12 protein-coding genes and 1 pseudogene are annotated in these 12,446 nt (G+C 69.4%); 4 read left to right on the forward strand and 9 right to left on the reverse strand.

Features of this window, described 5'->3' with window-relative positions:
• Positions 1 to 95, reverse strand: a 95-nt coding sequence (locus tag HLA95_RS18415) for a transposase (protein ID WP_222183311.1), incomplete at its 3' end; no start/stop codon positions are given.
• Between the two features lie 69 nt (positions 96 to 164).
• On the opposite strand from HLA95_RS18415, the pseudogene HLA95_RS18420 reads away from it, so the two are divergent.
• A pseudogene (locus HLA95_RS18420) lies at positions 165 to 704 on the forward strand (transposase); the annotation flags it as partial.
• A 234-nt stretch (positions 705 to 938) separates the two neighbouring features.
• Here the strand turns inward: HLA95_RS18420 and HLA95_RS18425 are convergent.
• From HLA95_RS18425 to dapA, 6 genes are all read right to left on the reverse strand, one after another.
• Positions 939 to 1,958 (reverse strand): SIS domain-containing protein, encoded by a 1,020-nt coding sequence (locus HLA95_RS18425; protein ID WP_222184112.1) that lies wholly within the window; start codon positions 1,956 to 1,958, stop codon positions 939 to 941.
• Positions 1,959 to 1,974: 16 nt separating this feature from the next.
• Positions 1,975 to 2,700 (reverse strand): sugar isomerase domain-containing protein, encoded by a 726-nt coding sequence (locus HLA95_RS18430; RefSeq protein ID WP_191060397.1) that lies wholly within the window; start codon positions 2,698 to 2,700, stop codon positions 1,975 to 1,977.
• 938 nt (positions 2,701 to 3,638) lie between these two features.
• Complete coding sequence (locus HLA95_RS18435) at positions 3,639 to 4,592, reverse strand: flagellar motor protein MotB (RefSeq protein WP_191060396.1); 954 nt, start codon at positions 4,590 to 4,592, stop codon at positions 3,639 to 3,641.
• 6 nt (positions 4,593 to 4,598) lie between these two features.
• On the reverse strand, positions 4,599 to 5,477 hold the full coding sequence (motA, locus tag HLA95_RS18440; protein WP_191060395.1) for a flagellar motor stator protein MotA: 879 nt from the start codon (positions 5,475 to 5,477) through the stop codon (positions 4,599 to 4,601).
• A 90-nt stretch (positions 5,478 to 5,567) separates the two neighbouring features.
• Positions 5,568 to 6,050, reverse strand: coding sequence for an SsrA-binding protein SmpB (gene smpB, locus HLA95_RS18445; protein ID WP_191060394.1), 483 nt, complete (start codon positions 6,048 to 6,050; stop codon positions 5,568 to 5,570).
• An 11-nt stretch (positions 6,051 to 6,061) separates the two neighbouring features.
• Complete coding sequence (gene dapA / locus HLA95_RS18450) at positions 6,062 to 6,937, reverse strand: 4-hydroxy-tetrahydrodipicolinate synthase (protein ID WP_191060393.1); 876 nt, start codon at positions 6,935 to 6,937, stop codon at positions 6,062 to 6,064.
• Positions 6,938 to 7,152: 215 nt separating this feature from the next.
• Here dapA and HLA95_RS18455 point away from each other — a divergent pair, with 215 nt between their 5' ends.
• Genes HLA95_RS18455 through HLA95_RS18465 form a run of 3 tightly spaced genes read left to right on the forward strand, consistent with a single transcriptional unit; the run spans position 7,153 to position 11,066 of the window.
• A complete protein-coding gene (locus HLA95_RS18455) occupies positions 7,153 to 9,093 on the forward strand; it encodes a lytic transglycosylase domain-containing protein (RefSeq protein ID WP_222184113.1) in 1,941 nt (646 codons plus the stop codon).
• A gap of 60 nt (positions 9,094 to 9,153) precedes the next feature.
• Positions 9,154 to 10,149 (forward strand): threonine ammonia-lyase, encoded by a 996-nt coding sequence (locus HLA95_RS18460; RefSeq protein WP_191058690.1) that lies wholly within the window; start codon positions 9,154 to 9,156, stop codon positions 10,147 to 10,149.
• Entirely contained in the window at positions 10,146 to 11,066 is a 921-nt protein-coding gene (locus tag HLA95_RS18465; RefSeq protein ID WP_191058691.1) for an alpha/beta fold hydrolase, read from the forward strand. Before HLA95_RS18460 ends, HLA95_RS18465 begins: the two co-directional genes overlap by 4 nt.
• Here the strand turns inward: HLA95_RS18465 and HLA95_RS18470 are convergent.
• Both HLA95_RS18470 and HLA95_RS18475 read right to left on the reverse strand, forming a co-directional pair.
• On the reverse strand, positions 11,044 to 11,706 hold the full coding sequence (locus HLA95_RS18470) for a uracil-DNA glycosylase (protein WP_191058699.1): 663 nt from the start codon (positions 11,704 to 11,706) through the stop codon (positions 11,044 to 11,046). The genes HLA95_RS18465 and HLA95_RS18470 overlap by 23 nt on opposite strands.
• Positions 11,703 to 12,326 carry a LabA-like NYN domain-containing protein gene (locus HLA95_RS18475; RefSeq protein WP_191058692.1) on the reverse strand — a complete coding sequence of 208 codons (624 nt, stop codon included), beginning with the start codon at positions 12,324 to 12,326 and terminating at the stop codon, positions 11,703 to 11,705. Before HLA95_RS18475 ends, HLA95_RS18470 begins: the two co-directional genes overlap by 4 nt.
• Between the last annotated feature and the right edge of the window lie 120 nt (positions 12,327 to 12,446).

A 12,446-nucleotide genomic window follows, 5' to 3' on the forward strand; every position in this document is an offset into this window, starting at 1 on the left:
CCGTGCTTCCGGCAGATCTCGGCAACCGGCAGCCCGGCCTGACCCTCCTTCAGGATCCCGATGATCTGCTCCTCGCTGAACCGGCTCTTCTTCATCGTCCGTCTCCTGATCGACGGACCCTAGCTTCAGACCGAGGGCATTTCAGGGGGCAAGGTCACGGATGATGGTGTGCCGACCTCAGCTACATCCCGATGCGCAGGGGCTTTCTCTACCTGGTCGCCATCATGGACTGGGCCAGCCGCGAGGTGCTGGCTTGGCGGGTGTCGAACACGATGGGGGTCAAGCTCTGCCTGGACGCCCTACAGGAGGCCTTGGCTCACCATGTTCGGCCTGAATCTTCAACGCCAACTCCTCGGCGGTCTGCTGACCGCCGGTCCTGCGGATGCCGGATCCATGGTCTGCTGCCCATGGATGGCAGCCAGTTCACCTCGGCCAGGTTCACCGGCGTGCTGAAGGAAGCCGGTATCCGGGTATCGATGGACGGGCGGGGCCGGTGGATGGACAACGTCTTCATCGAGCGGCTTTGGCGCAGCCTGAAGTACGAGTGCGTCTACCTGCACGCGTTCGAGACCGGCTCACAGTTGCGGACGGACCTCAGCCGCTGGATCGGCTATTACAGCGCAAGGCGGCCTCACTCATCTCTGGCCGGGCATATGCCGGAGGAGGCATACGAGATGGCTGGGGTAGAAAGATTGGCGGCCTGACGACAACCGGAACCAGCTTGTCCCGGCGGCCAAACTGTCCGACGGATAGGGACCACCTCTACGAACCCAAGGCCCGAGCTGAAGGAAAGAAGTTCTTCAAGGCGTCCATCGGACCGGTACTGCATGCTGCAGTCCCGCACCTTCAGGTCCAGTACGGCCTAGCGACGTCGTTCCGACGCCCACACCCGGTCTTGCCCGCTATCGTGGCGGCTTGGCCGATCCTGACGGGACGCGTCAGAAGGTGCTGGTCACCTTGGACAGGGTACGCGGCCGGTCCGGGTCGCGGCCGCGGGCCTGGGCGGCGCGGGCGATGGCTGGGTAGGCCAGTTGCAGCGCGGCCAAGGGCGTGTTGACCGGATCGATCGGCGGGAGGATCCAGTCGTCCTCCGGGCGGGTGCCGAGCGTCAGGATGTCGGCACCCTGCTGGGCCAGTTCGGCCGACGCCGCCCGGACATCCGGCTCGCCCAGGTCGGGCAGGGCGATGGCCAGCACCAGGAAGCCTGGGCCCACCACCTCGCGCGGGCCATGGCGCACCTCAGCCGCCGACAGAGCCTCGGTGGGCAGCCCGCAGGTCTCCTTCAGCTTCAGGGCGATCTCCAGGCCGGCGGCGAGCCCGGCGCCGCGGCCGAGCACGAAGGCGTTGCGCGCCTGGGCCAGCTTCTCGATCGGCAGATGGCCCGCCCTGCCCGCGGTTCCTGCCAGATCGTCCGGCAGGCGCGCCAGGGCGGTACGAAGCGCCAGCCGGCCTGCCAGCGCGGCCGTCAGCGCCTGCACCGCGGCCATGGAGCAGATCACCGACTTGGTCGCCGCGACGCTCTGTTCCGGGCCTGCCTGCTGGTCGAGCACGAACCGGGCGATTTCGGCCAGGGGCGAGGCCGGATCGTTCACCAGCGCCACGGTGCAGGCCCCGGCCCGCCCTGCCCAGCCCGTGACCTCGACCACGTCGGCACCCCGACCGGACTGGGACACCGCCAGCAGCAGCGCGTCCTGCACCCGCAGCGGTGCTGCTTCCCTGGTGATCAGGGACGGTGGCAGCGACATGCAGGGCAGGCCCAGCCAGCGGGCGAAGCTCCAGGCGGCGAAGGTGCAGACATGATCGGAGCTGCCGCGGCCCACCGTCACCGCCAGGCCGGGCGGAGATTGCGCCAGTGCCGCCGCGATCGCCGCGATGGTACCCGCCTCGTCCCGGAGCAGCCGGGCGACCCGGTCCGGGGCGCTGGCTGCCTCCGCTGCCATCAGGGTACCATCGGCCATGCCATGTCCTCCCGGTTCAGAGGCTCCGGTTGCGCCCGCGCCAGACAGCGGCCAGCCGGTCATTGTGCGCATCCGAGCCTGGCAGTGCCGAGGCGCGCCAGACCGGCGGTGCCACGCCCTGCTCCTGCAGCAGCACGGCCAGCCGAATCGCCAGGAGTTGCAGGATCATCGCCCCGCCAACGCTCGAGAAGGCGCCGACGCGCAGATCGTCGCCCAGCGCCACCACCGCGTCGCCTTCCGGTGCGCCATTGTCCAGCACATGATCGGCCAGGGCGAACAGGGACGCCCGCTCCGGTCGCTTCGCCGCGCAGGCTGGCGAGCCTAGCGCCACCACCAGGAGCCCGCGCGCCCTGGCCAGCCGCGCCACCTCCACCGTGAGCGGCGTCGTCCCACTCGACGAGATCGCGATCAAGACGTCGCCTTCACGCCAGTCGTGTCGCTCGACCAGTGCCGGCGCCAGCGCCGCCTGCCGCTCCAGCGCCGTTTCCATGGCGGCCCCTTCAGAGAATGCCAGGACGGGCGACGCCATCGGCACGAAGCAGGCCGGCGTACCGGCACGATGGTGCAGTTCCAGGGCCAGGCACTGGCCATGCCCCGCCCCCATCAGCCAGATCGTACGGTCGCGCAGGACCGCCTGCAGGCAGGCCTGGGCCACCGCCTCCAGCTCCGCCCGCCCCGGCCCCGCCAGCCGCGCGGCATGCGCCGTCACATGACGAAGATAGTCGTCGATCGCATCGCTCATGCCCATGGCCTACCAGGATCCCGTCGGCCCGTCACCGCCGGCGGCGCCACCACCGGGACAGGCCGCGGCATGAACCTGCGGACCATCCCGGACTGTCCGGTGTGTTCGCTGAGCCGTGGCATGATCTCCACCCAACCGACACGAGCGCGGAGGAGCGGACGCCTGCCGCTGCCACTCTGTCGCTTCACTTGGATGCCGGGCAGCAGACACGACCTGCGGTCGATGACGCGATGCACCAGACCGTACAGGTCCGCCGTCGGTGCGGTGTATCGAATCACGGAGTGAGGTCAGCACCGCTTCCAGGACATGGAGGCGCGACCAGGCATTGCGGTAGCTGGCAGCGTGTGTGTCCGACGTCATGGCGTGCAGCCTGCGCGCTGGGCCGTAGCTGGCGGAGGGAAAGTGCTCCGATGGGGGCCACTATGTTCTCCAGGCATATGCCATCGCTCCACATCCGAGAGCGGCGGCCGAACAGGTGATGGCGGCGCCAGTCGGCAGAAGCGCTCCAAGCTCGATCCCATAGTCCACGCCCTCGATCATCTGCTAGCGCGGCATGGCATCTCGGCCCACACGCAGAACTGCGTCCGCACCCGGCCAAACCGGCAAAGCCCTGCCTGCGGCAACCCACGCACACGGCATCTGCTTGGAGGCTATCAAACGGCCGCCGGCCCAAGCGCGGCTTCGCGCTGCTGCCGCAGAGGCTTCGTCGAGCGGAACCTAAGCCGGCCGCACGCTTCCGCTGTCTCACGTGCGATCATGAGTGGCCACCACAGACCGTTGCAGGTATGCGGTCGCCGCCGTGGTCATCCTCTTGCTCCCAGGGCCATACCTCACTTCACCTCGATCCATTACTCGCTCCAGTGATGCGGCATCATCCAGGATCGGGCGGGCGCGACAGGCTTCCGGCACGAGCACCCCCTCCATCGTGCGCCGGATGCTCACCGCTGCGTCCTGCTTCCATCGGAAGGTATTTGAGCCGCGGCTGGCGCCGGCGTTGGCAGCAGCAGGATCGAGATCCGCCGGTTGCCGGGGTCGTCCGGGTGCTCCGGCAGGCGGGGCTCGGTGTCCGCCTTGCCGATGACCTCGGCGATCTTCTCGGAGGGGACGCCCAGCGCCACCAGGGCCTGGCGGGTGGCGTTGGCCCGGTCGGAGGACAGAAGCCAGTTGTCGCTGCCGGACCCGCTGGCGAACGGGCGGGAGTCGGTGTGGCCGCGGATCGAGAGCCGGTCGGCGCCGCTCGCGACGGCAGCGGCCACCAGTTCCAGGAGCCGCCGTGCCTCCGGCGAAAGCTGGTCGCTGCCCGAGGCGAACATCGCACTGCCTTCCCGGTCGAGCAACTCGATGCGCAATCCCTCGGGCGTGTGCGTGACCTCCAGTTGCTCGCGCAGCCCGCCCAGGTCAGGGCGCTCTGCCAGCGCCTGGCGCAGGCGGGCCTCGACCTGCGCGGCCGATGGCGCCGGATCTTCCTCTGCGGCCCGTTCCACCCGCATATTGTCCAGCACCGTCTCACCCACCGGCGCGAAGGCCGCCACCAGCTCCTCCGCCAGCTCGCTCTCGACCGGCTCGCCCCGCCGCGCCGGGGGTGCGGTGTCGAACGGCGAGGCCGGCGGTGCCTCGATGAAGCTCGGCTCCATGACGCTGGTGCCCTGGAGGATCCCGGCGTCGCCGCCGGGCGGCAGCCGGCTGAGCGAGCTGGGATCCGTGAAATATTCGGCCAGCCCCTCGAGCTTCGCCTGGCTGGTCGTGCCCAGCAGCCACATGAGCAGGAAGAAGGCCATCATCGCGGTGACGAAGTCCGCATAGGCGACCTTCCAGGCACCGCCATGGTGACCGCCATGTCCGCCCTCGATCACCTTGCGGACGACGACCCGCCCCTCGCGCTTACCGGCCATGGGGGCTCAGGCCGCCAGCGGATCGGCCGGGAGCTGCTGCAGCAGCTCGTCCACGGCGTGGAAGTTCGGCTGGAGATGGGTCGGTACGCTGCCGCGGGCCAGCTCGATCGCCACCGGCGCCGAATGACCCTGCAGGTAGGCCACCAGGCAGTCACGGATGATTGCGTAGAACTGGCCGTCCTCCTCGAAGGTCTGCGCCATGCGCGACGCCATCGGCGCGAACATCCCGTAGGACAGGAAGATGCCGAGGAAGGTGCCGACCAGCGCGCCGCCGATCATCTTGCCCAGGATGTCGACCGGCTGGTCGATCGCCCCCATCGTCTTCACGATGCCCAGCACCGCGGCGACGATGCCCAGCGCCGGGAAGGCGTCGGCCATGATCTGCAACGCGCCGGAGTTGGTCAGTTGCTCGGTGTGATGCTTCTTCAGCTGCCGGTTCATGCTGTCCTCGACCTGCATCGGGTCGTCCAGGCTCATGATCATCATCCGGACGGTGTCGGCGATGAAGTCGCAGGCGAAATGGTCGTGCTGAATCTTGGGATAGCGCCCGAACAGGGCGCTCTCGTGCGGATTGTCGACATGCGGCTCCAGCGCCAGCACACCCTTGGTCTTTAGCAGCTTGATGATGGTGAACATCAGGCAGAGCAGGTCGCGATAGTCGTCCTTCTTCCATTTGGGCCCGGAGAACACCCGCTTCAGGTCGCGCAGCGTGCCCTTGACGACCTGTGAGCCGTTCGCGAGCAGGAAGGTGCCGGCCCCGCCGCCGCCGATCATCATCAGCTCGAACGGCGCCGCCTTGATGATCAGGCCGAACTTGCCGCCGGCCAGCGCGTAGCCGCCGAAGATCATCACGAAGACCAGGACGAGGCCGATGATGGCGAACATGCGCGAACGACGCCTCCGCTGGAACTGCCGGAGGCACCATACGCCTTGGTCTCTTTCGTAAAGGTTAACGGCCCGGCGGTTCCGGCCGCGCTAGTCCCCGGACTTGTGCGTCTCGCGCAGGAGGCGCTGGCGGTCGCGCTGCCAGTCGCGCTCCTTCTCGCTGGCGCGCTTGTCGACCAGCTTCTTACCGCGCGCCAGGCCCAGCTCGACCTTCGCCCAGCCGCGCTCGTTGAAGTAGATCGAGAGCGGCACCACGGTCAGGCCCTTGCGCTGGACCGCACCCTTCAGGCTCTCGATCTGCCGGCGGCGCATCAGCAGCTTCCGCGGCCGGCGCGTCTCGTGGTTGAACTGGTTGCCGCCGTGGAACTCGGGGATATAGGCGTTGAACAGCCACAGATCGCCCTGCATCTCCCCGGCATGGGCATCGCCGATGGTGGAGCGGCCTTCGCGCAGCGACTTCACCTCGGTCCCGCTCAGGACCAGGCCCGCCTCGTAGCGCTCGTCGATGAAGTACTCGTGCAGGGCCTTGCGGTTCTGCGCGACGACCTTGCGGCCTTCCTGCTTCTTGGCCAACGCAATCTTCTCTAGTTGATGAGGCCGACCGCGCGCAGGGCCGCATCGATCCGCTCCTTCGAGCCGGGCTGCGGCTCGACCAGCGGCAGACGCAGCTCCCCCGAGCAGCGGCCGAGCCTAGCCAGGGCATGCTTGGTCGGCGCCGGGCTGCTTTCGCAGAACAGCGCCTCGTGCAGCGGCAGGAGCCGCCGGTGGATCCGCAGCGCCTCGTCGGCCCGGCCGGCCGCGAAGGCATCGTGCAGCTCGGCGCACAGCTTGGGCGCCACGTTCGCCGTCACCGAGATGCAGCCATGGCCGCCATGGGCGAGGAAGGCCACGATGTTGGCGTCCTCGCCGGACAGCTGGAGGAAGTCCCCGCCGCAGGTGGCCTCGGTGAGCAGCGGGCGGGCGATGTCGTTGGACGCGTCCTTCACCCCGATGATCCGCGGCAGCTCCGCCAGCCGGCCCATGGTTTCCGGGGTCATGTCGATCACGCTGCGGCCGGGGATGTTGTAGATGATGATCGGGATGTCGGTCGCATCGTGGATCGCCCGGTAGTGGGCGAACAGGCCGGCCTGGGTCGGCTTGTTGTAGTAGGGGGTCACTACCAGCGCCGCATCGGCGCCCGCGCGCTGGGCATGGCGGGTGAGGCTGATCGCCTCGGCGGTGGAGTTCGAGCCGGCGCCGGCGATGACCGGACGCCGCCCGGCCACCACCTCGATGCACAGCTCCACGACCCGCTCGTGCTCGTCATGGCTGAGCGTCGGGCTCTCGCCGGTGGTGCCGACCGGAACGAAGCCATGCGTGCCCGAATCGATGTGCCATTCGATGAGGTCACGCAGCGCCTTCTCGTCGACGGCGCCGTCACGGAACGGCGTCACTAGCGCGACGATGGAGCCACGAAACATCATTCTCAACCTTTTGGCAGTTTGGCTTGGAGCAGTGTCCTAGTTGCACGATAGTCTTTCCCTGCTACCCCCGGCAAGCCGGGGCGAGACCTGCGCCGGAACGATCGACGATGTGCCTGTCCCAGCCGACTGCCTCGACCGCCCCTCGGCCAGCAGCGGCCCGCCGTCCAGCGGCAGCACATCGCCCAACATCAGCTCGTCGGATTGCCGGGCTGGTGCTGGCGGGGCTGGCCCTGGCGGCGGCAGCCTTGCCGGCGCAGGCCGCCGTCTCGGTGGCGGACGTGCTGCGCGCGGTGGAAGCCGGCCACTACGCCTGGGCGCGGGCCAAGGCCGAGGAGGCCGGCGGCACGCTGCTGGAAGAGTATGTGGACTGGCGCGAGTTGCGCGATGCCACGCCCGTGCCGGGCTTCAAGCGCTTCCGCAGCTTCCTGACGACAGAGGCGGACTGGCCGGCCCTGCCCCGCATCCGGGCCCGGGCGGAGGATGCGCTGGACAGCAGCGTGGATGACGCGACCGTGCTGGCGTTCTTTGCCGATCACGAGCCGGTGACCCGCCAGGGCCGCACCCGGCTGGCGATCGCCCTGCTCGCGACGGACGAGCAGAAGGCCGCTGCCGTGGCGGGGGAGGCCTGGGTGGAGGGACGGTTCAGCGCTGCCGAGGAACGCTACTTGCTCGCCAGGCTCGGCCGCCTGATCACGAGGGACCAGGACCGCCAGCGGCTGGATACTCTGCTGGCCGCCGGGGCGTGGGAGGAGGCACGCCGCCAGGCCAAGCGCCTGGACCAGGGACGGCAGCGCCTGGCCGAGGCGCGGATCCTGCTCCAGTCGGGGGCCAGCGGCATCGACCGGGCGGTGGCCAGGGTGCCGGACGCCCTCAAGGCCGATCCCGGCCTCAGCCTCGACCGGATCGAGCGGGCCCGCAAGGATGGACGGGACGCACGCGCCCGCGAGCTCCTGCAGCTGCTGACCCGCGATGCGGAAAGCCAGCCGGCGGCCTGGTGGCGCGAGCGGCACATCCAGATCCGCGACCGGATCGATGCCGGCGCGTTCAAGGAAGCCTATCGGCTGGCGGCAACCCATCGGCAGCCCAAGGACCATTCCAGCTATGCCGACGCCGAGTGGCTGGCCGGCTGGCTGGCCTTGAGCTTCCTGGACCGGCCCAAGGACGCGGCAGCCCATTTCAGCGCGATGGCCGCCGAGGTGTCCTCGCCGATCAGCGTCGCCCGCGGCAAGTACTGGACGGGGCGAGCGCAGGCCGCGAGCGGCGCAGACAAGGCGGCGGATGCGAACTGGCGCTCCGCAGCGGCGTACGGGACGACCTTCTATGGCCAGCTCGCCTGGCTGGAAAGCGGCCGGCCGCCCCAGCTGCCGGAGCTGGGCTTTCCCGAGCCGGACGAGGCGCAACGCGCGGCATTCCAGAAGCGGCGGCTGGTCCGCCTGGCACAGCTCCTGTGTGCCGAGGGCGGCGACGTGCAGGCCGGTCCGATCTTGAGCCACTTGGCCAGCCTGGCCCTGGACGAGCCTGTGACGCTGGGCCAGGTGGCGGAGCTCGCCACGGACTGCCGCCGGCTCGACACGGTGGTGCAGACCGCGCGGCTGGCCCAGCGCGGCGGGAGCCTGAATGCTGCGGCCGCCTTCCCGGCCCCGCCCTTCGTGGCGCTGGCCGAGGGCTCGGCGGTCGATCCGGCGCTGGTCACCGCGATCGCCCGCCAGGAGAGCCAGTTCTACCCGCGGGCGCAGAGCCCGGCGGGTGCGCTGGGCTTGCTCCAGCTCATGCCCGGCACGGCCAAGGCGATGGCCCGCAAGCAGGGCATGCCTTACGCCGACGTGCGGCTCCTGACCGATCCTGGCTACAACGTCACGCTCGGCCGGACCTATCTGGAGGAGCAACTCGGTCGCTGGGGCGAGCCGGCCATGGCGATCGCCGCCTACAATGCGGGTCCCAGGCGGGTGGACAGCTGGATCGCCCGCTATGGCGATCCACGCGGCAAGGGGCTGCACCGGCTGGTCGACTGGATGGAACTCATTCCGTTCACCGAGACCCGGAACTATGTTCAGCGCGTCCTGGAGGGGCGCAACGTGTACCGGCTCCGCTTCGGCTGGAATGCGGAAGTGGCGGGTCATCCGTTCGCGCCCGGCCACGGCAACCCCTCCTGATCGGCTCGTCCTGACCGGCACTCGCTCCGGTCGCGGCGGCCGGACCGCCAGCGCCCGGAGATGCTCGTGCCGCCCGTAGACGACCTGCCGCTCTCGATCGACCAGATCCAGGCGGCCGCTGCCCGCCTGGAGGGGCTGGCCGTCCGCACCCCGCTCCTGGAAAGCCCGCTGCTGAACGCCCGGCTCGGCGGACGCCTGCTGGTCAAGGCGGAATGCCTGCAGCGCACCGGCAGCTTCAAGTTCCGCGGCGCCTACAACGCCGTCAGCTCGGCCGGCGGGCGACCGGTGGTGGCGTTCTCGTCCGGCAACCATGCCCAGGGCGTGGCGCATGCGGCACAGATCCTGGGCGTGCCGGCAACCATCATCATGCCGGCGGACGCCCCGCGCACCAAGCTCGACAACACCCGGGCCTATGGCGCCACCGTGGTCACCTACGACCGGTGGAACGAGGACCGCGAGGCGATCGGGGCAGGCATCGCGAAGGACCAGGGGGCCGTGCTGGTCCGCCCCTATGACGACCCGCTGGTCATGGCGGGTCAGGGCACGGTCGGGCTGGAGATCGCAGGGGACTGCCTGGACCGGGACATCCGGCCGGAGTGCGTGCTGGTCCCGGCCAGCGGCGGCGGGCTGGCGGCGGGCGTGGCCACTGCGGTCCAGGCGAGCCTGCCGGCAACGGCGATCATGACCGCCGAGCCAGCGGGCTTCGACGATCATGCCCGCTCGCTGGCAGCAGGCGAGCGCACCGCCCGGCCCGAGGATGGAACGACGATCTGCGACGCGCTGATGGCCAAGATCCCGGGCGAGCTGACCTTCCAGGTCAACCGCCGCCGGCTGGCGGGCGGCACGGTCGCAGACGACCGGGCGGTGCGTACCGCGATGCTGACGGCGTTCCGCTACCTGAAGCTGGTGGTCGAGCCGGGCGGTGCCGTCGGTCTCGCGGCCGTGCTGGCGGGGGCCGTGCCGATACGGGACCGGACCGTGGTGGTGGTGCTTTCCGGCGGCAATGTCGACGCAGAGCTGTTCGCCGAGGTGCTGGACGAGAGCGCCGACGCTTGAGCCCGCAACGCGAGACCCGGGTCGACTGGCCGACCGTCGCGGGACTGCGCCTGCGCTGCATCACCTGGCGCAGCGACGGCGAGCGGCGCGGGACGGTGGTGATCTGCAACGGCCGCACCGAGTTCATCGAGAAATATCTGGGCGTGGTGGAGGAGTTGCAGGAGCGGCGCTTCGACGTCGTGGCCTTCGACTGGCGCGGCCAGGGCCTGTCGGACCGGCTGCTGCCGGATCGCAGCAAGGGCCATGTCGAGAGCTTCGACGATTATCTGGAGGACCTTCGGGCGATCATGGCGCTGGTCGACCGCCTTCGCCTGCCGGGTCCACGGGTGATGCTCGCCCACTCCACCGGCGGTCAGGTGGGCCTGCGCTACCTCCACGACCATCCCGGCACGTTCACGGGCGCTGCCATGTCCGCACCGATGCTGGGCATGCGCTTTGCCGGCATCCCACCGGCTGTCGCGGTGGGGCTGATCCGGGCCATGTGCGCAGGCGGACGGAGCCGGGACTACGCCTTCGGCCAGGGGCCGAAGCCCTATGTCTACCACGACTTTGCGGGCAACGTGCTCACGAGCTGCGAGGAGAGCTATCTCGCCTATCGGGCACTGGTCGACGCCGATCCGGAGCTGGGCCTGGGTGGGCCGACCTTCGGCTGGGTCCGGGCAGCCCTGCGCTCGATCGCGCTCTCCCGGCAGCCGGCCTTCCTCCAACAGATCGGCTGCCCGGTCCTCCTGGCGCTGGGCGACGAGGAACGGGTGGTCGACCCGCGTGCCATCATGCGGGCAGCGGCCCTGCTGCCACGGGCCGAGCTCCTGCGGATCCCAGGCGCACGCCATGAGATCCTGATCGAGCGGCCGGCACTGCGCCAAGCCTTCTGGACGAGGTTCGACGCCTGGTTCAGCCGGCTGCCGCCGCCCTGAGCCTGGCCACGGTGCGGACGACCTCGTCCACCATCGCGGGCGTGAGCAGCCCGGTCTGCACGTTGTAGCGTGAGGTATGATAGCTGGAGACGAGGCTGGTCACCTCGTCGACCGGCTGGACCAGGCCGTGGCCGAAGGGCAGCTCCTTGAGCTTGCGCCCGAACGCCCGCACCACCGATTCATGGGCGATCCGCCCGAGCGTCAGCACCACTCGCGGCCGGGGTGACGCCAGGAGCTCGTCCTGGAGAAAGCGCCGGCAGGTGGCGACCTCCGCCGGCGTGGGCTTGTTTTCCGGCGGCACGCAGCGCGCGGCATTGGTCACCCTGGTGTCCACGAGGGTGAAGCCGTCCGCCGGATCGGCCCCATAGGTGCCGCTGGCGAGGCCGTGCGCCGCGAGTGCCCCGTAGAGGACGTCGCCGGCGAAGTCGCCGGTGAACGGCCGCCCGGTCCGGTTGGCCCCGCGCAGCCCCGGCGCCAGCCCGACGATCAGGACGCGCGCATCCGCCGGACCGAACGAAGGGACCGGGGCATGGTGCCAGCCGGGGAATCTCACCCGGTTGGCGCCGCGGAACGCCGCCAGACGGGGGCAGAGCGGGCAGTCCGGCGACGGCTCTGCCCGTTGTACCGGCGAACTGGTCAGGTGCTGACCTGTTCGTCGTCTTCCTCGTCCTCGTTGATGTCGTCTTCCAGCTCGCTCGACACCATCGGACGCGGCGTCTCGCGGGCGATCAGCGGCATCAGGTCGGCGAGGTCGACGAAGAAGTCGGCCTGGCGGCGCAGCTCGTCCGCGATCAGCGGCGGCTGGATCTTGATGGTCGAGATCACCGTGACCCGCTTGCCCCGGCGCTGCACCGCGTCCACCAGCCGCCGGAAATCGCCGTCGCCGGAGATCAGGACGATGTGGTCCAGGAAGTGCGACTGCTCCATGATGTCGACGGCGATGTCGACATCCATGTTGCCCTTGAACTTCCGCCGGCCGGTGCTCTGGGTGTACTCCTTCAACGGCTTGGTCACCATCGTGTAGCCGTTGTAGTCGAGCCAGTCGACCAGAGGTCGGATCGGCGAGTATTCTTGCTCGTCCAGGAGAGCGGTATAGTAGTAGGCTCGGATGAACCGGCAGGACAGGTTGAAGGTTCTGAGCAGCCTCTTGTAATCGATGTCGAAAGCAAGAGCGCGGGCAGCTTGATACAGATTGGCCCCGTCGATGAACAGCGAGGTTCGATCGTCGGGGTGAAGGATGTCAGAGGGCAGGAGCCCCATCGGGCCGCTCCGAATTCAGTTCGTTGTTGATATTCTCCGCCGAGCGACGGAAGAAGCCGGTGTAGAGCGACTCTCTCGGTGGGGCAATCGCCCTGCGACCAGGACGCACTCTTCTGATCA

Source organism: Geminicoccus harenae, from assembly GCF_019800005.1.
GTDB classification, from domain to species: Bacteria; Pseudomonadota; Alphaproteobacteria; order Geminicoccales; family Geminicoccaceae; genus Geminicoccus; species Geminicoccus harenae.